Here is a 21,587-nt window from a genome sequence, read left to right on the forward strand (position 1 = left end):
GCAGACTGTCCCGGTTGCCCCTCACGCACATGAGCAGGAGTTATTCGTGAACATCGACAAGCCCGAGATCGACTTCCCGGAGGGCGACGCGCCCACGGAGCTCCAGATCGACGAGATCTGGGAAGGCGAAGGCCCCGTGGCCAAGGCGGGCGACTTCGTCAAGGTCCACTACGTGGGAGTGTCCTTCTCCACCGGCGAGGAGTTCGACGCCTCCTGGAACCGCGGCAACCCGCTGGAGTTCCAGCTCGGCGCCGGTCAGGTCATCGCCGGCTGGGACCAGGGCGTGCAGGGCATGAAGGTCGGCGGCCGCCGCAAGCTGACCATCCCGGCGCACCTCGCGTACGGCGACCGCGGGGCCGGTGGCGGCCGCATCGCCCCCGGGGAGACCCTGATCTTCGTCTGCGACCTGGTCTCGGTCTGAACGCGTTGAGTCTTGGTCTGACGCGTCGCGTCTTGGTCTGACGCAACGCGACTCGGTCTGACACATCGCGTCCCGGTCTAACGCATCGACCGAACGCGACCGTGTCCGACCGGACGTGTCCGACGAGGGCCCATGCCTGCTCGGCATGGGCCCTCGCGTGTCCGGTACCGGAACCCCTCAGGACCGCATCACCTGCCCTCGGCTTTTGCCGCGACACCCCCTGGCGGTACGGTCATCGGTCGGGAGAGAGAAAGGGCGTCGATGGCCATTGCCAAGGCCGAGCGGCTCATGAACCTGGCGCTGTGTCTGCTCGGGACCAGGCGGCCGCTCAGCAAGCGTGAGCTGAGGGAATCCATCGAGGCCTATGTCGAGGCCTTCGGGCCGGGCCCCGGCGCGGCCTTCGGCCCCGGCCGCAGCGCGCTCTCCGGGCCGCCGGCCGGATCCGAGGACTCCTTCAGCCGTATGTTCGAGCGGGACAAGGACGACCTGCGTGAACTCGGCCTGGTCATCGAGACGGTGGAGAACATGGACGGCGAGGTCGGCTATCTGGCCCGCCGCGACAGCAACCGGCTGCCGCCCGTCAGGCTCGACGCCGAGGAGGCCGCCGCCCTGGGCCTCGCCGCGAAGGTGTGGCAGCAGGCCAGGCTCGCGGGCGCCGCGAGCGGCGCCCTGCAGAAGCTGCGCGCCGCGGGCCTGCCCGAGGACGTCGACCCCTACGAGGCACACGGCGCCCTTGAGCCCCGCATCCCCGTGCACGAGGCGGCCTTCGAGCCGCTGATGCTGGCCTGCCGCGACCGGCGCCTCGTCGTCTTCGAGTACCGCAAGGCCACCGCCGCGCGCCCCGAGCCGCGCCACGTCGAACCCTGGGCCCTGGAGTGCTGGCGCGGCCACTGGTACCTGGCGGGCTGGGACCGCGACCGTGAGGCCGAGCGCGTCTTCCGGCTCTCCCGCATCACCGGCAAGGTCCGCTCGCGCGCGGGGAAGTTCCGGGTCGAGGTGCCCGACGTGGTCACCGTGCGGGAGACGGTGGCGAGCTGGGCGGGCGAGAAGGCCGACCGCACCGCGCTGATCCAACTGCGCAAGGGCGCCGGCTACCCGCTGCGCGCCAAGGCCGTCGGCGCGCGGGAACTGGACGAGGACTGGGACGAGTTGGAGATTCCGTACGGGCACGGGCTCGACGCCTGGCTGGTGGAGTTCGGGCCCGACGTGGTGGTCCTGGAGCCCGCCGAGCTGCGGGCCGACGTCGTGGACCGGCTGCGCGCCGTGGCCAAGGGCTGAGGGGGAACGTAACCAGCAATGGTCACGAATGCCATCGATCAGACCAGGCGGATGCTGTCCCTGGTGACCTATCTGCGCGAGCGCCCCGGCGCCCGTGTCGCCGACGTCGCCCGGGCCTTCGGCATCAGCCAGGACGAGCTGATTTCCGACCTGGACGTACTGCCGCTGTGCGGGACCAGCTTCCGCGGCGGTGACCTGCTCGACATCGACACCGACGGCGAGCGCATCTGGTGGCACAACCCGGACGACGTCGCCGAGCCGCTGCGGCTCGCCGCCGACGAGGCCACGGCGCTGCTCGTGGCCGCCCGCGCGGTGTCCACGCTGCCCGGCCTGCGCGAGAGCGACCGGCTCGCGCTGCTGCGCGCGACGGCGAAGCTGGAGGAGGCGGCGGGCGAGGCGGCCGGGGCCAGCTCGCGGCTCTCGGTCACCTTCGAGTCCGAGGGCGGTGTCTTCGCCGACGTCGACCGCGCCATCTCCGAGCGGCGCAGACTCTGGATCCGCTACTACTCCCCGGCCCGTGACCAGCTCACCGAGCGGGAGATCGACCCGATCCGCCTGGTCAGTGTGGGCCACACCTATGTGGAGGCGTGGTGCCGGCGCTCCGAGGCGCGGCGCACCTTCCGGCTCGACCGGGTCGCCGAGATCAAGATCCTCGACGAACCTTCCGCGCCCCCGGAGGTGGAGCTGCGGGACCTCTCCGCCGGGCTCGTGCAGCCCGCGGCCGAGGACCCGGAGGTCGTGATCGAGGTCGGACCCGGGGGCCGCTGGGTCGCCGAGTACTACCCGCACGACAGCGCGGAGGAGCTGCCCGACGGCGGTCTGCGCATCACCCTGCGCACCCCCGAACCGGCATCCCTGCGCCGCCTCGCCCTGCGCCTCGGCCGAGAGGGCCACATCGTCTCCCCGCAGGACCTGGCGGACAACGCCCGGCGCGCGGCGCGCGAAGCGCTGGCCGCGTACGAGACGGAGGCGCCGGGGGCCGACGCCGACCCGTCGGACGGGTCCGACCGGTGACCGCGCCGCGACGTGCCCCCGGGCAGGGGAGCGATCGGGCGTGGGGCTGCGCCCCGGGGGCCGGAGCACGAGCGGGTGGGTCGTGAGAGTCCGGGTGGGTCGTGAGAGTCGAGGAGAGTTGCACAGTATGACACTGATGCCCCTTTCGTCACCTTCGGTGGCCGCGGTCCTCTTCAAGGCCGCCTGCCCCGACTGCCGGGCGCGTTTCGAGCTGTCCGCGGGCGCGTTGCGGTTGGCCATCGGTGCCAGCCGGCGGACGACCTTCTACTCCTTCACCTGCCCGGAGTGCGGCAACGCCGTGCGCAAGCCCGCCGGTGAGCGCATCGTGGAGCTCCTCACCGGGGGCGGGGTGCGGACGCTGCGGCTGCACTCGACCGTCTAGGCTCGACCCCATGTTCTGGGCGATGCTGGCGGTGGGCCTCGGATTTTGCGGCCTCGCCGTCCTGAGTGTGTTCGCGATCAAGGTCTTCGTGGAGGCCCAGCGGCTCGGCCGCCAGGTGACCGAGACCACGCAGAAGATCAACCGCGCCGCCGAGGACCTGGAGAAGGCCGCGGCGGGAGTGGCCCGGGCGGGCCGGGACCTCGGCTGAGCCTGCCGCGCGGCGGTGGCCTGTCGACTCCCGGGGGCAGCCGGGTACGCTGCTGAAGTGGTCCGAAATGTGAGGCGCGGGCCGCAACTGGGAGTATGCACGGGGATTGCCCTGCGTTTACTCCAGGGGGTTACGATCGCTGCCAAGCCCGGCGGTCGGACGACTGTCCGACAGCCGGTCCGAAATCTGACGCCTCGGTGAAGAAGGTAGACAGCTATGGGTAGGCTCGGCCCCACCGAGATCATTCTGATCCTCGTCATCCTGGTCCTGCTCTTCGGTGCGAAGAAGCTGCCGGACATGGCCCGTTCCCTCGGCAAGTCGGCGAGGATCCTCAAGAGCGAGGCCAAGGCGATGAAGTCGGACGGCAAGAAGGACGAGGAGGCCCCGGCCGACCCGCCCCCGCCCGCCGACCAGACCGCTCCGCACCAGCGCACCATCCAGGCGGCCCCCGGCGACGTGACCAGCTCGCGTCCCGTCGCCGAGCCGACCGACACGACGAAGCGCTGACCCCAAGGCCGGCCCCGACGAGCCGGCCTGCCGCACGAGATGAGGACGTGGGTTGCTTAAGTCTGCCCGCAACAAGGAGCGGGACCCCGAGGGGCGGATGCCGCTCGCGGACCACCTGCGCGAGCTACGCAACCGGCTCGCCAAGGGGATGCTGGCGATCGCGATCGTCTCGATCGTCGCCGCGTTCTACAGCGAGGACCTGATGAAGTTCCTCGCCGACCCCGTGCCGCGCTGCGAGGAGGGCGAGGCGACCACGGGCGGCGTCTGCGCCAAGGTCGCTTACATGGACCTGCTCTCGCCCTTCACCACCACGGTGAAGGTGTCCCTCATGGTGGGCATCGTCGTCGCGAGCCCGGTCTGGCTTTACCAGCTCTGGGCCTTCGTCGCGCCCGGACTGCACAAGCACGAGCGCAAGTACACCTATGCCTTCGTGGCCGCGGCCGTACCGCTGTTCTTCGGCGGCGCCTGGCTCGCGTACGAGATCATGCCCATCAGCATCCGGGTTCTCCTCGGCATCACGCCCGAGGGCTCGGAGAACATCCTGCCCATGGACAAGATCCTCGACTTCAGCGTCAGGATGGTCCTGGTCTTCGGTGCCTCGTTCGAACTGCCGCTGCTGCTCGTGATGCTGAACATGACGGGCATGGTCACCGGACGCCGCATGCTCGGCTGGTGGCGGGGCGTCGTGATGGGCGTTTTCGTCTTCGGAGCGGTCGCGACCCCGACCACGGACCCGGTCGGCATGCTCGCGCTCGCCGGTCCCATCGTGGTCCTCTACTTCTTCGCGGTCGGCTTCTCCGTCCTGAACGACAAGCGCCGCCGCCGTCGCGACCCGGACGCGGAACTCGACGACGACGAGGCCTCCGACCTCGACCTCACGCCCGACCCGGTCGACGCCCTCGACTCCGTTCCCGCCGCCAAGGCACTGCCGGAGCAGGTGAACGGCGACAGCTCCCGGTCGGCCAAGTACAACGGCTACGACGACGTGACCTGACCGGGGCGAGAGCCGCCGGGACAGGGGTCGGACGCCCATCGCGTCCGGCCCCTTCTGGTTGCCGGGGCGCACCGCCTTGTAAGGTCCGCCCGTGACCAGCGAGATCACCCTCTTCGTCAATCCCACCGCGGGCCGCGGCCGCGGTGCGCACGCCGCCCAGCCCGCCGCGGCGGCCCTGCGGGCGGCGGGATTCTCGGTGCGCACCGTCATCGGCGAGGACGCCGGGGACGCGCTGCGCCGGGCCCGCGCGGCCGTCGACGGGGGCACCGGCGCCCTGATAGCCGTCGGCGGCGACGGCATGGTGAGCCTCGCCCTGCAGGCCGTGGCGGGGACCCGAACCCCGCTCGGAGTGGTCGCCGCCGGCACCGGCAACGACTTCGCGCGCGCCCTCGGACTGCCCGTGCGGGAGCCCGCAGCCGCGGGCGGCGTCGTCGCCACCGCGCTCAAGGAGGCCCGGATACGGGACATCGACGCGGGGCGGGTGGGCGCGACCTGGTTCGGGACGGTGCTCGCCGCCGGCTTCGACTCGCGGGTCAACGACCGCGGCGACCGCATGCGCATGCCCGCCGGGCGGTTCAAGTACGACCTCGCCATGATCGCCGAACTGGCCGCGTTCAAGCCAATCCGCTACCGCATCACGCTCGACGACACCGACGTCCACGAGGTGGACGCGACCCTCGTCGCCGTCGGCAACGGCTCCTCGTACGGCGGCGGCATGAAGATCTGCGCCGGCGCGGACATGGCCGACGGGCTCTTCGACGTCACGGTGGTGGGGGACTGCAGCCGCACCACGCTGCTCAAGGTGTTCCCGCGGGTCTACAGGGGCACGCACCTCGATCACCCGAAGGTCACCGTGCACCGCGCCGCCAAGGTGGAACTCGCGGCGGCCGCAACCACCGGGTACGCGGACGGCGAACGGCTCGGCGAGCTGCCGCTGACCGCCCGCTGCGTGCCGGGGGCGGTGCGGATCCTCGGGCCCTGAGCCCGCCCGCCGTACCGCTGTCACCTGCGGGTTTCTTCCGGGCGGCGGTCATCTGCGGGTTTTTCCGGTCCCGATAATGATCGTCCGTTGTCAGTGGTGGCCGGTAGGCTCGAAAGCACGATGACAGAGGACCTCTCACCGGCCGAGCGGTATGCGGCGGCGCGCAAGCGTGCCGTCGAGCAGGCCACCGCACTCGCGTCCTTCCGCGAGATGTACGAATTCGGCCTCGACCCCTTCCAGATCGAGGCGTGTCAGGCGCTCGAAGCCGGCAAGGGCGTGCTCGTGGCCGCCCCCACGGGCTCAGGGAAGACGATCGTCGGCGAGTTCGCCGTGCACCTCGCCCTCCAGCAGGGCAAGAAGTGTTTCTACACCACGCCGATCAAGGCGCTCTCCAACCAGAAGTACGCCGACCTCGCCAAGCGGTACGGCGCGGACAAGGTCGGCCTGCTCACGGGCGACAACAGCGTCAACTCCGAGGCGCCGGTGGTCGTGATGACCACCGAGGTCCTGCGGAACATGCTGTATGCGGGCTCGCAGTCCCTGATCGGCCTCGGCCACGTGGTGATGGACGAGGTGCACTACCTCTCGGACCGCTTCCGCGGCGCCGTCTGGGAGGAAGTGATCATTCACCTGCCGGAGTCGGTCACGCTGGTGTCCCTGTCGGCCACGGTGTCGAACGCGGAGGAGTTCGGCGACTGGCTCGACACGGTCCGCGGTGACACCGAAGTGATCGTTTCCGAGCACCGCCCGGTCCCGCTGTTCCAGCACGTGCTCGCGGGCCGGCGGATGTACGACCTCTTCGAGGAGGGCGAGGGCAGGCGCAGGACGGTCAACCCGGACCTGACCCGGATGGCCCGCCTGGAGGCGAGCCGGTCGTACAACCCGCGGGACCGCCGCAAGGGCAAGATGGTCCGCGAGGCCGACCGCGAGCGGGAGCGCAGGTCGCGGTCGCGGATCTGGACGCCGGGCCGTCCCGAGGTCATCGAGCGCCTGGACGCCGAGGGACTGCTCCCCGCCATCACGTTCATCTTCAGCCGCGCGGGCTGCGAGGCCGCCGTGCAGCAGTGCCTGTACGCGGGCCTGCGCCTGAACGACGACGACGCCCGCCTGCGGGTGCGCGAGCTGGTCGAGGAGCGCACGGCCTCGATCCCGAACGAGGACCTCCACGTCCTCGGGTACTACGAATGGCTCGAAGGCCTGGAGCGCGGCATCGCCGCCCACCACGCGGGCATGCTGCCGACCTTCAAGGAGGTCGTGGAGGAGCTGTTCGTGCGCGGCCTGGTGAAGGCCGTGTTCGCCACCGAGACGCTGGCGCTCGGCATCAACATGCCCGCCCGCAGCGTGGTCCTGGAAAAGCTGGTGAAGTGGAACGGCGAGCAGCACGCCGACATCACGCCGGGCGAGTACACCCAGCTCACCGGCCGTGCCGGGCGCCGGGGCATCGACGTCGAGGGCCACGCGGTCGTCCTGTGGCAGCGCGCCATGAGCCCCGAGCACCTGGCGGGCCTCGCGGGGACGCGCACCTATCCGCTCCGCTCCAGCTTCAAGCCGTCGTACAACATGGCGGTGAACCTGGTCGAGCAGTTCGGCAGGCACCGCTCGCGCGAACTCCTCGAGACCTCCTTCGCCCAGTTCCAGGCCGACAAGTCGGTCGTCGGCATCTCCCGGCAGGTGCAGAAGAACGAAGAGGGCCTCGAGGGCTACAAGGCCTCGATGACCTGCCACCTCGGCGACTTCGAGGAGTACGCGCGGCTGCGCCGCGAGCTCAAGGACCGCGAGAACGAGATCGCCAAGCAGGGTGCCGTCCAGCGCCGCGTCGCCGCCGCGGCCGCCCTGGAGAAGCTCAAGCCGGGCGACGTGATCCATGTGCCGACGGGGAAGTACGCGGGCCTCGCCCTGGTGCTCGACCCCGGTCTGCCCGCGGGCCGCGCCAACGGCCATCGCGGCTTCGAGCACCAGGACGGGCCGCGCCCGCTGGTGCTCACCGCGGAGCGGCAGGTCAAGCGGCTCGCGTCGATGGACTTCCCGGTGCCGGTCGAGGCCGTGGAGCGGATGCGCATCCCGAAGTCGTTCAACGCGCGCTCCCCGCAGTCCCGCCGCGACCTCGCCTCCGCGCTGCGCACCAAGGCCGGGCACATCGTGCCCGACCGGCACCGCAAGGGCCGCGCGGCGGCCGCCGACGACCGCGAGATCGCCCAACTGCGCACGGAACTGCGGGCGCACCCCTGCCACGGCTGCGACGAGCGCGAGGACCACGCCCGCTGGGCCGAGCGCTATCACCGCCTGCTGCGTGACACCTCGCAGTTGGAGCGCCGCATCGAGGGGCGCACCAACACCATCGCCCGCACCTTCGACCGCATCGTCGCTCTGCTCACCGAGCTCGACTATCTGCGCGGCGACGAGGTCACCGAGCACGGCAAGCGCCTCGCCCGGTTGTACGGCGAGCTGGACCTGCTGGCCAGCGAATGCCTGCGCGCGGGCGTGTGGGAGGGCCTCGGCCCGGCCGAGCTCGCGGCATGTGTCTCCGCCCTGGTGTACGAGGCGCGGGTCGGCGACGACGCGCTCGCCCCGAAGCTGCCCTCCGGCAACGCCAAGGCGGCGCTCGGCGAGATGGTCCGCATCTGGGGCCGCCTGGACGCCCTGGAGGAGGAGTTCCGGATCAGTCAGGCGGAGGGCGTCGGACAGCGCGAGCCCGACCTCGGCTTCGCCTGGGCGGCGTACATGTGGGCGAGCGGCAAGGGCCTCGACGAGGTGCTGCGCGAGGCGGAGATGCCGGCCGGTGACTTCGTGCGCTGGTGCAAGCAGGTCATCGACGTACTGGGGCAGATCTCCGCGGCGGCGCCGCGCGCGGGCGGCACGGTCGGGAAGAACGCGCGCAAGGCAGTGGAGCAACTGCTGCGCGGAGTGGTGGCGTACAGCTCCGTCGGCTGACGTCCGCGGCATCGCAGTGGCCCCCGCCGGGTGAATCGGCGGGGGCCACTGCTGTGTCCTCGGCCCGCCCGCGCCCGCGGCGCACGCCGGGGGGCGGCCCGCCATGCCGGGGTGACTCCATGCGGTCGGACGGTAGCCACGCGTGCAAATGGGGCCGAGTGTATGCCTGTTCGCGGGCGCTCGCAGAGGGTTGCCGAATATGACTCCAGCGTGATGCGAGCGGACTAAGCTCGCCCGGAGCGCGGCGAGTTGAACAAGTTACAGCAGATTCGTGCGCTTGTTCCCTGAAATTCGATAGTTCGTTCTTTCGTGCAGGGGACCCCCGCATCCTTCCCCTTTCTCCCCCCCAAGACGAGTGTTCAGAGGGCATACATGGTGAGTGTTCAATCGCCTCCCGGTGGCCGAGAAGTCCCTTACGCACGCGTGCTGTTGCTGCCGGCCATGGTCATGGCGGCGGCGACGGGAGCCGCCGTCGCCGTGGTGACGGAGCCGGCGCGGACCGCGGTCGCCCTGTGCGGTGCCGTGGCCACGCTCCTGGTCGTCGCCGTCGGCGCCGAGGCCGCACGCCGCGGGCGCGCCCTGCGGGACCTGCGCAGGAGCCACGCGGCGCAGATCGCCCACCTGGAGCACCGCATCGCGACGCACGACGAGGACACCGTCCGCCTGGGCCGCGACGTGCTGCCCGAGGCCTTCTTCCGGGTCCGGCAGGGCGAGGCCCCCTCGGAGGTCATCCGGAACGTGATCGACGGCGACGAGGTCAACCGCCGTCTGCCGCAGTCCCAGCGCATCCTGTTGCGCTCCTTCCTGGAGACCATGGACCGCGAGGAGGCGATGCGCGAGAACGCGCAGCGCGCCTTCGTCAACATCGCGCGGCGCGTGCAGTCCATCGTCCACCAACAGTCCGCGGAACTGCGCGACATGGAGGAGTTCCACGGTCGCAACCCCGAGGTCTTCGACGACCTGCTCCGCATCGACCACGGCACGGCCCTCATCGGCCGCCTCGCCGACTCGGTCACGGTGCTCGGCGGCGCCCGCCCCGGCCGCCAGTGGCCCAAGCCCGTACCGCTGTTCAGCGTGTTGCGGGGCGCCATGTCCCGGATCCTGGAGTACCGGCGCGTAGCCCTGCACTCCATCGCCGACGTCGCCATCCACGGCACCAAGGTGGAGCCGCTGATCCACGCCTGCGCGGAACTGCTCGACAACGCCACGCGCTACTCGCCGCCCCAGACGAAGGTGCACGTCACCGCGATCGAGGTGCAGACGGGCATCGCCGTGGAGATCGAGGACGGCGGCGTCAGCCTCAGCGAGGAGGGCCGCAGGCGGGCCGAGAAGATGCTGGAGGAGGCCCGGCAGGGCATGGGCCTGACCGACCTGAGCGAGACGCCGCGCCTCGGCATGGCCGTCGTGGGCCGACTCTCGCAGATGTACAACCTCCAGGTGTCGCTGCGCCAGTCCGCGTACGGCGGGGTGCGCGCGGTGCTCATCGTGCCGCGCGAGATGATCACGCCCGAGGAGGCGCCGGGCGTCGCGCACGGCATCGGTGCCTCCGCCGTGCCGCGGGTGAACGAGGACGGCACGTTCATCGAAGAGGCCCGCGACATCCGCCGCAAGAAGCCCCGCAAGGTCACCACGGCGCCCCGCCCCTCCATGCCGATCGGCTTGTCCATGGAGGACGAGGTCCCCGAGGTCACCGAGTGGACGGCCAACGGCCTGCCGCAGCGCAGGAGCCGCGCGACGATGTCGCTCAGCGAGCGCTACGCGCAGGAGGCCGAGGCCCAGCGCCGCACCGAGGCGGCCATCGCCGCGCAACCACCGGCGCCGCTCGTGCCCGCCAAGAAGGAGGAGAAGGAGCCCGGCCTGTGGGTCGAGGCCTTCATGGCGGGTCTCAACGGCGATGCCCCACCCGCACGCGGGAGCGCGGGTGACCAGGCGGCCAAGGAGCAGTCCCGCGACCAGAACGACCACGGCAGCACCGACAACGCCGACGAGGGGGGCTGGAAGTGATCCAGCAGCGCGCCAACTTCGACTGGATGCTCAAGGAACTCGCCGACGGCGTGTACGGGACCCGGCAGATCGTGGTGCTCTCCGCGGACGGCCTGCGCATCGCGCGGTACGGCGGCGACCCGGACGGCGCCGACCGCCTCGCCGCGGCCTGCGCGGGGCTGCAGAGCCTCGCCACCGCCGTCGCCACGGAGATCCCCGAGAGCGACGGCAACATGCGTATGGTCATCATCGAGATCAACGGCGGCTACTTCTACATGATGGCCGCGGGGGCCGGCGCGTATCTGGCGGTGCTCGCCGAGGAGACCGTCGACGCCGGAATGATCAGCAACCGCATGCGGGACCTGGTCGTGCGGATCGGCGCCCACCTCACCAGCCCGCCGCGGCGTGACGGGCAGGCCGTATGACTCCTCCGCAAGACCCCTTGCAGGACGAGACACCCGACAACGCCGACGCCCGCTTCCAGGCGGAGGTCACCGTCCGGCGCGAACGGCGCAGTCCGCGGGCTCCGGCGACATCCGGGGCCCCGACGAGTACCGGGACCCCGGCGGACTCCGGGACCGAGGCGGACTCCGGGAGCCCGACGGGCCCCGGTGGCGGTCCCGCGAGGCTGTACATCCTCACCGGAGAGGACACCGAGCGGGCCCCCATCGACCTGGTCACGCTGATCGTCTCCAAGGGTGATCCGTCCCCGATGGCACAGCCCGAGCAGACCGCGCTGCTGCGGCTGTGCCGGACGCCGCTGTCCGCCGCGGAGCTGTCGGCCTACATGGGGCTGCCGTTCAGCGTGGTGACCGTGCTCCTCACGGAGTTGCTCGCGGCGGACTTAGTGCATGCGCGTGCGCCCGTCGTGCGCTCCGCGCTCCCCGACCGTTCCCTCCTCGAAGCGGTGATGCATGGACTTCAAAAGCTCTGACACGCTCACCCCCGGCGCCGTCACGGGCCCACGCGAGCAGGACGTCCTGCCCGCCACGGCCGCGGCCGCCGCGAAGATCGTCATCGTGGGCGGGTTCGGAGTCGGCAAGACGACGATGGTGGGTTCGGTCAGCGAGATCCGTCCGCTGACCACCGAAGAGACCATGACGCAGGCAGGCATCGGCGTCGACGACAACTACGGCTCCGAGACCAAGACCGCCACCACCGTGGCGATGGACTTCGGCCGGATCAGCATCTCCGAAGAGCTGGTGCTCTATCTGTTCGGCACCCCGGGCCAGGAGCGCTTCTGGTTCCTGTGGAACGGCCTCTTCGAAGGCGCGCTGGGCGCCGTCGTGCTCATCGACACCCGCCGCCTGCAAGTCAGCTTCGACGTGATCGGACGCCTGGAGGAGCGCGGCGTGCCGTTCATCATCGCCGTCAACGACTTCCCCAACGCCCCGCGGCACCCCGTGAGCGCCCTGCGCACGGCGCTCGACCTGGACGAGCGGGTGCCGATCGTGTCGTGCGACGCGCGTCAGCGGGCCTCCAGCAAGGACACCCTGATGACCCTCGTGCGCTATCTGCACTCCCTCGCCCTGGCCAGGGCCTGAACTCTCCGGAGCGACACCCGTGACGACCCCCTCCCGTTATTCCCCCGCCGCACCCGGCACCGGGCAGGACGCCGCGCCGCCGCCCAACTGCCCCGCCCACGACATCTCCGGCCTCGGCGCCGGCGGCCTGCGCCGCCTGTACGGCCCCGAGGCGGACCAGGACCTCGCGGGCGTGTACGAGAAGCTGCGCGCCGAACACGGCGCGGTGGCACCGGCACTGATCCACAACGACGTACGCGTCTGGGCGGTGCTCGGCCACAGCGAGAACCTGCACATGGTCCGCACGCCGTCGCAGTACACCCGCGACTCCCGGCGGTGGAACGCCGTACGGGACGGCACCGCGGGCCCCGACCACCCCCTCGCGCCCGTCTTCACCTGGCAGCCGATGTGCAGCTTCGTGGAGGGCGCCGAGCACCAGCGGCTTCGCGGGGCCGTCACCACCGCCATGGCGGGCCTCGACCACCGCGGTATCCGCCGTCACATCAACCTCTACAGCAACAAGATCCTCAACGGCATCTGTGAGACCGGCCGCGCCGAGCTGGTCGGTCAGTTCGCCGAGCACCTGCCGATGATGGTGATGCTGCACATCCTCGGCATGCCCGAGGAGTACAGCGAGCGGATGGTGCAGGCCGCCCGCGACATGATCAAGGGCACCGAGACGGCCATCGCCAGCAACGAGTTCGTGATGGAGGCCCTCACCCGGCTCGTGGTGCGCCGCCGCGCCCAGCCCGAGGAGGACTTCACCAGCGCCCTCATCGCCCAGCCCGCGCGGCTCACCGACGACGAGGTCGCCGCCCATCTGCGCCTGGTGCTCATCGCGGCGTACGAGGCCACCGCGAACCTCATCGCGAACGTCCTGCGCGTGGTGCTCACCGACCCGCGCTTCCGCGCCCGGCTCAGCGGCGGCCAGATGACCGTGCCGGAGGCGGTCGAGCAGTCGCTGTGGGACGAGCCGCCGTTCAGCGCGATGCTCGGCTACTTCGCCAAGCAGGACACCCAGCTCGGCGGGCAGCAGATCAGTGCGGGCGACGGCCTCCTGCTCGGCATCGCACCGGGCAACGTCGACCCGGTCGTACGCCCCGACCTCGGCGCCAACATGCAGGGCAACCGCTCCCACCTCGCCTTCAGCGGCGGACCGCACGAGTGCCCGGGCCAGGACATCGGCCGCGCCATCGCCGATACCGGTGTGGACGCGCTGCTTATGCGGCTGCCCGACGTGGAACTCGCCATCGACGAGCGGGAGCTGCGCTGGCGTTCGTCGATCATGTCGCGGCATCTGGTGGAGCTGCCGGTGCACTTCGGCAAGCGGCCGCCGCAGGACATCACGGCGATGCCGAGGTCGCACACGCCGGCGCCGCGCAGTCACTGGGAGGTGTCGTCACCGCTGCCACGGGCGTTCGAGCCGCCGCCCGCGCCCGTACCGCCGTCCGCACCGGCGGTCCCCGCCGCGCCGCCGGAACCGCAGCCCGCGGGCGCGCCCGTCCGGGGCAAGGGTGCCTGGCGGCGCTTCCTGGAGTGGTGGCGCGGCTACTGAGGTGGTGGCGTGGCGCGGCTGCTGGGGCCCGAGCGCCGGGCGCCCTCCGGGTCAGCGGGCCCACTCCTCGTACGAGGTCCACGCCTGGAGGGTGCGGCCGCTCACGAAGTGGTGGTCGGCGCCGGTGACGGGGTCGGTGAACCGCAGGGAGCGGGCGAGGAGTTGCAAGGGGCGCCGGAAGTCGTCGGGCGCGGTCGGCTCGCGCACCTCGGGGTAGAGCGGGTCGCCGAGGATGGGCAGGCCGAGGGCGTTCATGTGGACGCGGAGCTGGTGGGTGCGGCCGGTGTGCGGGAGCAGCCGGTAGCGCCCGATCCCGCCGTCGTGCTCGACGAGTTCGACGCGGCTCTCGCTGTTGGGCTCGGCGCCCGCGACCTCGTAGGCCGCGAGCACCCCGCGCTCCTTCACGATGTGGCTGCGTACGGTGCGCGGGAGCGCGAGGCCGGGGTCGTGGGCGGCCACGGCCTCGTACTCCTTGTGCACGCGGCGGTCGTGGAACAGCGTCTGGTAGGCGCCGCGCTCCTCGGGCCGCACGGTGAAAAGAAGCAGGCCCGCGGTGAGCCGGTCCAGGCGGTGGGCGGCACCGAGCGCCGGGATGCCGAGGCCGTCGCGGAGCCGGGCGAGCGCGGTCTGGGCGACATGGCTGCCGCGCGGCATGGTGGCGAGGAAGTGCGGCTTGTCGGCGACGACGATGTGCTCGTCGCGGTACACGACCTCGATGTCGTACGGCACCGGTGGCTCGTCCGGCAGGTCCCGCTGGAACCACACGTACGCGCCCGCCGTGTACGGGGCGTCCGGCGCCACCGGCGTCCCGTCGGCGCCGACGACCCTGCCCTCGGCCAGCATCGCGTCGACGACCCCGGGCGGGGCGGCGAGCCGCTCCACGAGGTGGTCCCGCACGGTCGTCCACGCCCCGTCCAGGGGTAGCCGCAGCCGCACCGGGTCGACGCCGTCGCGCTGCGGCAGGGGAGCGGGCGGAATGCGGCGTCTGCGTGTCACAGCGGGCAAGCGTACGGGGCGGCGCGGGTGCCGGGCCGCCCCGGAAAACCGGTGTCCCGTTCCGCTGTCGGCCTGCACGATGGCGGCATGCCTTACAAGATCTCGAACGTGGTGGAGCCCGGCACCTTCGCGAGCCGGGAGCAGCCCTGCCTGCCCGCGTCCGGCGGCCTTGTCCTGCGGCCCTGGTCACCCGATGACGCGGGTGCCGTGTACGAGGCCTTCCAGGACCCGGTGTTGCAGCGATGGCATGCGCGTGTGGCCGACTCCGAGAACGAGGCCCGGCAGTGGATCGAGGGCTGGCGTGCGGACTGGGCGGAGGAGCGGAGTGCGCACTGGGCGGTCGCCGATGCCGGGTCCGGCGATGTGGTGGGGCGGGTCGCCCTGCGCGAGATCGATCTCGCCGACGGGCAGGCGGAGATGGCGTACTGGACCCGGCCCCGTTTCCGGGGCCGGGGGGTCGCACCGCGTGCCGTCGTCGCCCTGGCCGACTGGGCCCTGGACGCGGTGGGGCTGCACCGGCTCGAACTCACCCACGCCACGGTGAACGAGGCGTCGTGCCGCGTGGCCCTGAAGACCGGGTTCGTACCGGAGGGGACCAAGCGGAGCGCGGTGCTGCATGAGGACGGGTGGCACGACATGCATCTGCATGCGCGGATCGCACCCTGACGCATGCGCGGAGCGTGACCTGTATGCGCGCGCGGATCGTGGATCGCATCCTGACGCATGCGCGGAGCGTGACCCGTATGCGCGCGCGGATCGTGGATCGCATCCTGACGCATCCGCGGACCGCGCCCTGACGCGTCCGCGGACCGCGCCCTGACAGGATGGGTAACCGACGCGCCCGGCGGCTCCGTCAGGGCGTCGCCTCCGGCCGACGCGCCCGGTGGGTGCGCTACGCCGCCGCTTCCTGCTCCGCCTCCACCTGGGCGTTCCACTTCGGCTTCGAGGCCTGCCAGCCGTCCTCGTTGTGGCCGACGCGCCAGTACCCGGAGACGGAGAGGCGCTCGCGCGGGACCTGGTGTTCCATGCGCAGGATGCGGCGGATCTCCTTCACGAAGCCCGCCTCGCCGTGCACGAAGGCCTGTAGGTCGCCGGAGGGGAAGTCGAGGGCGCGGACGGCCTCGACGAGGGCCCGGCCGACGGGGCGGCCGTCGCGGTGCAGCCAGACGATCTTCGCGTGGGTGTCGATCGGCTGCTCCTCATCGGGGCCTTCGACCTCCACGAAGGCGCGTACGTCGGCGCCCTCGGGCAGCGCCTCCAGGGCGGCGGCGATGGCGGGCAGCGCGCTCTCGTCGCCGGCGATCAGGTGCCAGTCGGCGGCCGGGTCCGGGGCGTACCCGCCGCCGGGGCCCGCCATGTGGATCGTCTCGCCAGGCTGCACGCTGCGCGCCCACGGCCCCGCCAGGCCCTCGTCGCCGTGGATCACGAAGTCGAGGGCCAGCTCGCGGGCCTTGGGGTCCCACCAGCGCACCGTGTACGTGCGCATCACCGGCCACTGATCGCGCGGCAGCTCCGCACGGGCCCGCTCCATGTCGTAGTCCGCCGGATAGCTCCCGCCCGCGGGCGGGAACAGGAGCTTCACATAGTGGTCCGTGCACTCACCCGCGGTGAACTCCGCGAGCCCCGCACCGCCGACGACCACGCGCTGCATATGGGGCGTCAGACGCTCGGTGCGCACGACCTGCGCGGTGTGGAGCTTGGGAGCTTTACGTGCGGGTCGCTCTGCCATGGCGGTCGGCCTTCCCCTCATCCACAATTAGTTAGGTTTACCTAACCTAACACCTCAGGCCTGAAGGACGGTCAACAGTCGGTTAAGTGAGCCGCCGAGCCCCCACCGGGCGGCCAGTTCGTCCAGCGCGCCCGGATCGCGGGGTCCGCGCGGCCGGGCGACCTCCACGTCGGGCAACGGCACGTCGCTCGCGACCCGGACCACCTTCGGCGCCACGGCGACATAGGCGCGCGACTCGTCGAGGCGCTTGCGCTGTGAGGGGGTGAGCCGGGACCTGGGGTCGTCCACCGCCGCCATGATCCCGGCCAGGTCGCCGAAGGCGTCGAGCAGCTTGGCCGCGGTCTTCTCGCCGATTCCCGGCACCCCGGGCAGTCCGTCGCTCGGGTCGCCGCGCAGCAGCGCCAGGTCCACATAGCCGGGGCCGTCCACGCCGTACTTCTCGCGCAGCCAGGCCTCGTCGGTCATCTGGAGGGTGCCCACGCCCTTCAAGGGATAGAGGACGCGGACGCCCCTGGCGTCGTCCACGAGCTGATAGAGGTCGCGGTCGCCCGTGACGATGTCGACCGGGCCCGCGGCCCGCGCGGTGTAGGTGCCGATGACGTCGTCCGCCTCGTACGGATTGACGCCCACGCGGGCGATGCCGAGGGCGTCCAGGACGTCCTCGATGACGGGGACCTGGGGGGAGAGGGTGTCCGGCACCTCTTCGGTGTCCGGCGTGACGGCCCCCTCGGGGGCCTCCTCGGCCACGCGGTGCGCCTTGTACGACGGAATGAGCTCCACGCGCCAGTGCGGGCGCCAGTCCGCGTCCATGCAGGCGACGAGGTCGTCCGGGCGGTGGTCCTGGACCAGGCGCGTGATGAAGTCGAGCAGACCGCGCACCGCGTTCACCGGAGTGCCGTCCGGGGCCCGCACGGATTCGGGGACCCCGAAATAGGCCCGGAAGTACAGGGACGCCGTGTCGAGCAGCATCAGCCGCCGCGTTGCTTGAGTCACGTTCGCATCATGCCGCACCGTACTGACAACCGAGCGGTGCCCGGTTGGTGCGGAAGTGACCTGGGTCACTCTTTGGTTTGGTCTGTACAAGTGGGGGCAGGCACGCACGCGGAGCACACTCGGTCGAGTTTTCAACTTCTTGACGTGAAGCGGATAGATGCCGCGCGGCTCCACGGCCCGTCGTCGGGGGAGGCGGGCCGTCTTGGTTCGACCCGAGAGGTGTATGTGTCCAGGCTGCAAGCCGAGCATCTGTACAAGGTGTTCGGCAGACGACCCGATGACGCGGTGGAGAAACTCCGCCACGGAACCGACCGTGAAGAGTTGCGCGCGGCGGGCACCACCGCCGCGGTGATCGATGCTTCCTTCACCGTCGAACCGGGCCAGATCTTCGTCGTCATGGGTCTCTCCGGGTCCGGCAAGTCCACGTTGCTGCGCATGCTCAACGGACTGTCGGAGCCCACGGCCGGGCAGGTGCTCTTCGACGGCCAGGACCTCACCGGGCTGAGCGCCCGCGAGCTGCGGGAGGTGCGCTCGAAGAAGATCAGCATGGTCTTCCAGCACTTCGCGCTGTTCCCGCACCGCAACGTCCTGGAGAACGCGGCCTACGGCCTTGAGGTGCAGGGGCTGCCGCGTGCCGAGCGCGAGAAGCGCGCCACGGAGGCCCTCGAACTCGCCGGGCTCAAGGGCTGGGAGAAGTCCTGGCCCGACGAGCTGTCCGGCGGCATGCAACAGCGCGTGGGCCTGGCCCGTGCCCTGGCCACGGACGCCGACCTGCTGCTCATGGACGAGTCGTTCAGCGCGCTCGACCCGCTGATCCGCCGCGACATGCAGGACCAGCTCCTGGAACTCCAGAAGCGCCTGAAGAAGACCATCGTCTTCATCACCCACGATCTGAACGAGGCCATGCGCCTGGGCGACCAGATCGCCGTCATGCGCGACGGCCGCATCGTCCAGACGGGCACCGCCGAGGACATCCTCGTCACCCCGGCCAACGACTACGTCGCGGCGTTCACCCAGGACGTCGACCGCTCCCGTGTGCTGACGGCGGGCGCCATCATGGCCGACCCCGACACCGTCTACGGCACCACGGCGCCCGACGGCAAGGAGCTGCGCACCGCCAAGGACGTCCTGGCCGCCGCCCCCGCGGCCGTGGCCGAGTCCACCCCGATCATCGACCTGTTCACGCCGTGCTCCACGAGCACCGTGCCCGTCGCCGTGACCGGCGCGGACGGCGAACTCGTCGGCGTCGTGCCGAGCTCGCGGCTGCTGGCCGTGCTCGGCGAGCCGATGGCACCCGCCGACGTGCCGCTCGACGCCGTCATCCCGGCGCAGGAGACCAAGAACGCCAAGGACACCAGTGACGGCGACGGCGACGCCGGCGGCAAGAGCGTGGGCAAGGTGAGCAGCGGTGCCTAGGATTCCCTTCGGCGACTGGGTCAACGACGCGGTCGAATGGTCCAGAACCCATATGGACTGGCTGTTCGACTTCATCAAGACGCTCTTCCAGAACATGTGGGACGGCGTCTACGACGTCCTCTCCGGGCCCGAGCCGCTGCTCATGGCGGGCATCTTCGCCGTCATCGCCTTCTGGCTGCGCGGCCTGCTCGGCGGCGCGCTCGCCTTCGTGGGCTTCGCCTTCATCGTGTCCCTGGAACTGTGGGACAACGCGATGATGACGCTGTCCCTGGTGCTCGTCTCGACCTTCGTGGCGCTGGTCATAGCCGTGCCCGTGGGCATCTGGGCGGCCCGCTCCAAGACGGTCAGCGGCATCGTCAGGCCGGTGCTCGACCTGATGCAGACGCTGCCCGCGATGATCTACCTCATCCCGGCGCTGCTGTTCTTCCGGATGGGCGCCCCCGCGGGCATCGTCGCCACGATCGTCTTCGCGCTCGCCCCCGGTGTGCGCATGACGGAGCTGGGCATCCGCCAGGTCGACAAGGAACTGGTCGAGGCGGCCGACGCGTTCGGCACCACGCCGCGCAACACCCTCTTCCGGGTCCAACTGCCGCTCGCACTGCCGACGATCATGGCTGGTGTCAACCAGGTCATCATGCTCGGCCTGTCCATGGCGGCCCTGACCGGCATGGTCGGCACCCCGGGCCTCGGCGCCGACGTCAACGCCGCCATCGGTCAGCTCGACGTCGGTCTCGGCGCGGAGGCGGGCATCTCCATCGTGATCCTCGCCATCTACCTGGACCGCGTCACCAGTGGTCTCGGCGGCCAGGTCTCCCCGCTCGGCCGCCGCGCGCTCGCCAAGCTGCGGGCCGCGCAGGGCCTCAACGTCTGGAACTACCGCCCCCGGCCCGTCGTCGCGATGGTCGGCGTCGTCGTCCTCGCGCTCGTCGCGGGCGGCATGAGCATCTTCGGCGGTACCGACTCCGAGACCGTGGCCGACACGAAGAACGTCGGCCAGGGCAAGGAAGTCAAGATCGGCTACATCCCCTGGGACGAGGGCGTCGCCTCCACCTTCCTCTGGAAGGAGGTCCTGGAGCAGCGCGGCTTCAAGGTGACCACCAGCCAGCTCGAAGCCGGTCCGCTGTACACCTCGCTCGCGCAGGGCGACATCGACTTCCAGACCGACTCCTGGCTGCCGACGACCCACGCCTCGTACTGGAAGAAGTACGGCAAGGACCTCGAAGACCTGGGCGCCTGGTTCGGCCCCACCTCTCTTGAGCTGACCGTCCCCGCGTACATGAAGGACATCAACTCCCTGGAGGACCTCAAGGGCAAGGGCAGTACGTTCAAGGGCAGGATCACCGGCATCGAGTCCAGCGCCGGAATGATGGGGCTGCTCAAGGACAAGGTCCTCGGTGAGTACGGCCTCGGCAAGGAGTACAAGGTCGTCGACGGCTCGACGCCCGCGATGCTCTCCGAGCTGAAGGCCGCGTACGCCAAGAAGGAGCCGATCGTCACCACGCTGTGGTCGCCGCACTGGGCGTACAGCGAATTCGACCTGAAGAAGCTCAAGGACCCGAAGGGTGCCTGGGGCAAGGGCGACGGCGTCCACACGATGGCGCGCAAGGGCTTCTCCGAGGAGAACCCCGAGGTCGGCAAGTGGCTCAAGAACTTCAAGATGACCGAGAAGCAGCTCACGGATCTTGAAGCGGAGATCAACAAGGCCGGCAAGGGCAAGCAGCAGGACGCCGTGCGCAACTGGATGAAGAAGAACCCGGGTCTGCTCGACAAGATGGCGCCGCTGCCGAAGAACGCCGTCGGCGACGAGAACAAGCGTCCGCTGAAGGCCGCGTACTTCGCCTGGGACGAGAACATCGCCGTCACCAACCTGTGGAAGCGCGTCCTGGAGAAGCGCGGCTACAAGATGGAGCTGACCCCGGCCGACGTCGGCCCCGCCTACACCGGTCTCGCGCAGGGCGACCTCGACCTCAACCTCGACGCCTGGCTGCCCACCGCCCAGAAGACGTACTGGGAGAAGAACAAGGCCAACCTCAAGGACCTCGGCTCCTGGTACAGCCCGACGTCCCTGGAGGTAGCCGTCCCGTCCTACGTCAAGGACGTGAAGTCGCTCGAGGACCTCAAGGGCAAGGGCGACAGGTTCAAGGGCAAGATCATCGGCATCGAGCCGGGCACCGGCGTGATGCAGGCGCTCAAGGACAAGGTCCTGCCCGGCTACGGCCTGGAGGGCGAGTACGAGATAGCGGCGGGCTCGACCCCCGCGATGCTGTCCGAACTGAAGGCCGCGTACGCCAAGAAGGAGCCGGTCGCGGTCCTGCTCTGGTCGCCGCACTGGGCGTACAGCGAGTACGACCTCACCAAGCTGAAGGACCCCAAGGGCGGCTTCGGCAAGGGCAACACGATCCGCACGCTCTCCAGCAAGGACTTCCCCGACCAGTATCCGCAGCTCACGAAGTGGCTCAAGAACTTCAAGATGAGCGAGAAGCAACTGGGCGACCTGGAGAACGAGATCAACAAGGCGGGCAAGAACAATGAGCCCAAGGCCGTCGACGCCTGGCTGAAGAAGAACCCGGGCTTCGAGGAGAAGATGACGGCCGTGCAATAGCGCACGAAGCCCGGCCGTCGAGCAGGCCGGAACCTTCCCGTCCCCGAGGGGTGGGCGTCGCCCTGTGGCGAAG

20 protein-coding genes are annotated in these 21,587 nt (G+C 70.7%); 17 read left to right on the forward strand and 3 right to left on the reverse strand.

Going from position 1 to position 21,587, the window contains the following annotated elements:
- Positions 1–46 precede the first annotated feature (46 nt).
- The 14 genes from IG78_RS0106130 to IG78_RS0106195 all read left to right on the forward strand — a co-directional run bounded on the left by IG78_RS0106130 (position 47) and on the right by IG78_RS0106195 (position 13,778).
- Positions 47–421, forward strand: coding sequence for an FKBP-type peptidyl-prolyl cis-trans isomerase (locus IG78_RS0106130; RefSeq protein WP_030560282.1), 375 nt, complete (start codon positions 47–49; stop codon positions 419–421).
- A gap of 261 nt (positions 422–682) precedes the next feature.
- Positions 683–1,699, forward strand: coding sequence for a helix-turn-helix transcriptional regulator (locus IG78_RS0106135; RefSeq protein ID WP_030560283.1), 1,017 nt, complete (start codon positions 683–685; stop codon positions 1,697–1,699).
- An 18-nt stretch (positions 1,700–1,717) separates the two neighbouring features.
- Complete coding sequence (locus tag IG78_RS0106140) at positions 1,718–2,713, forward strand: helix-turn-helix transcriptional regulator (protein WP_030560285.1); 996 nt, start codon at positions 1,718–1,720, stop codon at positions 2,711–2,713.
- A gap of 127 nt (positions 2,714–2,840) precedes the next feature.
- Positions 2,841–3,095 (forward strand): hypothetical protein, encoded by a 255-nt coding sequence (locus IG78_RS0106145; protein WP_037684964.1) that lies wholly within the window; start codon positions 2,841–2,843, stop codon positions 3,093–3,095.
- Positions 3,096–3,105: 10 nt separating this feature from the next.
- The gene (locus IG78_RS0106150) at positions 3,106–3,303 is read left to right on the forward strand and encodes a hypothetical protein (RefSeq protein ID WP_030560287.1); all 198 of its coding nucleotides are present in this window, start codon (positions 3,106–3,108) and stop codon (positions 3,301–3,303) included.
- 216 nt (positions 3,304–3,519) lie between these two features.
- Positions 3,520–3,810, forward strand: a complete 291-nt coding sequence (gene tatA / locus IG78_RS0106155; protein WP_030560289.1) for a Sec-independent protein translocase subunit TatA — start codon at positions 3,520–3,522, stop codon at positions 3,808–3,810.
- A 97-nt stretch (positions 3,811–3,907) separates the two neighbouring features.
- Positions 3,908–4,804 (forward strand): twin-arginine translocase subunit TatC, encoded by an 897-nt coding sequence (gene tatC, locus IG78_RS0106160; RefSeq protein ID WP_051852405.1) that lies wholly within the window; start codon positions 3,908–3,910, stop codon positions 4,802–4,804.
- 91 nt (positions 4,805–4,895) lie between these two features.
- Entirely contained in the window at positions 4,896–5,786 is an 891-nt protein-coding gene (locus IG78_RS0106165; protein ID WP_030560291.1) for a diacylglycerol kinase, read from the forward strand.
- 120 nt (positions 5,787–5,906) lie between these two features.
- Entirely contained in the window at positions 5,907–8,717 is a 2,811-nt protein-coding gene (locus IG78_RS0106170; RefSeq protein ID WP_031128327.1) for a DEAD/DEAH box helicase, read from the forward strand.
- A gap of 372 nt (positions 8,718–9,089) precedes the next feature.
- A complete protein-coding gene (locus IG78_RS0106175) occupies positions 9,090–10,721 on the forward strand; it encodes an ATP-binding protein (protein ID WP_078964760.1) in 1,632 nt (543 codons plus the stop codon).
- Positions 10,718–11,125: a roadblock/LC7 domain-containing protein gene (locus IG78_RS0106180; protein ID WP_030560295.1), complete on the forward strand. Its 408-nt coding sequence runs from the start codon at positions 10,718–10,720 to the stop codon at positions 11,123–11,125. The genes IG78_RS0106175 and IG78_RS0106180 overlap by 4 nt, the downstream gene beginning before the upstream one ends.
- On the forward strand, positions 11,122–11,634 hold the full coding sequence (locus IG78_RS52595; RefSeq protein WP_030560297.1) for a DUF742 domain-containing protein: 513 nt from the start codon (positions 11,122–11,124) through the stop codon (positions 11,632–11,634). The genes IG78_RS0106180 and IG78_RS52595 overlap by 4 nt, the downstream gene beginning before the upstream one ends.
- Positions 11,615–12,244, forward strand: coding sequence for a GTP-binding protein (locus IG78_RS0106190; protein ID WP_030560298.1), 630 nt, complete (start codon positions 11,615–11,617; stop codon positions 12,242–12,244). The genes IG78_RS52595 and IG78_RS0106190 overlap by 20 nt, the downstream gene beginning before the upstream one ends.
- Positions 12,245–12,263: 19 nt before the next feature.
- Positions 12,264–13,778 carry a cytochrome P450 gene (locus IG78_RS0106195; RefSeq protein ID WP_030560299.1) on the forward strand — a complete coding sequence of 505 codons (1,515 nt, stop codon included), beginning with the start codon at positions 12,264–12,266 and terminating at the stop codon, positions 13,776–13,778.
- Positions 13,779–13,829: 51 nt separating this feature from the next.
- Here the strand turns inward: IG78_RS0106195 and IG78_RS0106200 are convergent, their stop codons facing one another.
- A complete protein-coding gene (locus IG78_RS0106200) occupies positions 13,830–14,774 on the reverse strand; it encodes an RluA family pseudouridine synthase (protein WP_030560301.1) in 945 nt (314 codons plus the stop codon).
- 87 nt (positions 14,775–14,861) lie between these two features.
- Between IG78_RS0106200 and IG78_RS0106205 the strand changes: the two genes are divergently transcribed.
- The gene (locus IG78_RS0106205) at positions 14,862–15,440 is read left to right on the forward strand and encodes a GNAT family N-acetyltransferase (protein ID WP_030560302.1); all 579 of its coding nucleotides are present in this window, start codon (positions 14,862–14,864) and stop codon (positions 15,438–15,440) included.
- A 226-nt stretch (positions 15,441–15,666) separates the two neighbouring features.
- Here the strand turns inward: IG78_RS0106205 and IG78_RS0106215 are convergent, their stop codons facing one another.
- Both IG78_RS0106215 and IG78_RS0106220 read right to left on the reverse strand, forming a co-directional pair.
- Positions 15,667–16,503: a siderophore-interacting protein gene (locus IG78_RS0106215; protein WP_030560303.1), complete on the reverse strand. Its 837-nt coding sequence runs from the start codon at positions 16,501–16,503 to the stop codon at positions 15,667–15,669.
- Between the two features lie 54 nt (positions 16,504–16,557).
- Positions 16,558–17,472: a 5'-3' exonuclease gene (locus IG78_RS0106220; protein WP_030560304.1), complete on the reverse strand. Its 915-nt coding sequence runs from the start codon at positions 17,470–17,472 to the stop codon at positions 16,558–16,560.
- Positions 17,473–17,721: 249 nt separating this feature from the next.
- On the opposite strand from IG78_RS0106220, the gene IG78_RS0106225 reads away from it, so the two are divergent.
- Together IG78_RS0106225 and IG78_RS0106230 are read left to right on the forward strand one after the other, a co-directional pair.
- Positions 17,722–18,912 (forward strand): quaternary amine ABC transporter ATP-binding protein, encoded by a 1,191-nt coding sequence (locus tag IG78_RS0106225; protein WP_037684991.1) that lies wholly within the window; start codon positions 17,722–17,724, stop codon positions 18,910–18,912.
- Positions 18,905–21,514, forward strand: a complete 2,610-nt coding sequence (locus IG78_RS0106230) for an ABC transporter permease/substrate binding protein (protein WP_030560307.1) — start codon at positions 18,905–18,907, stop codon at positions 21,512–21,514. Before IG78_RS0106225 ends, IG78_RS0106230 begins: the two co-directional genes overlap by 8 nt.
- The last annotated feature ends 73 nt before the right edge of the window (positions 21,515–21,587 follow it).

Source organism: Streptomyces aureocirculatus, from assembly GCF_000720475.1.
Classification (GTDB): domain Bacteria; phylum Actinomycetota; class Actinomycetes; order Streptomycetales; family Streptomycetaceae; genus Streptomyces; species Streptomyces aureocirculatus.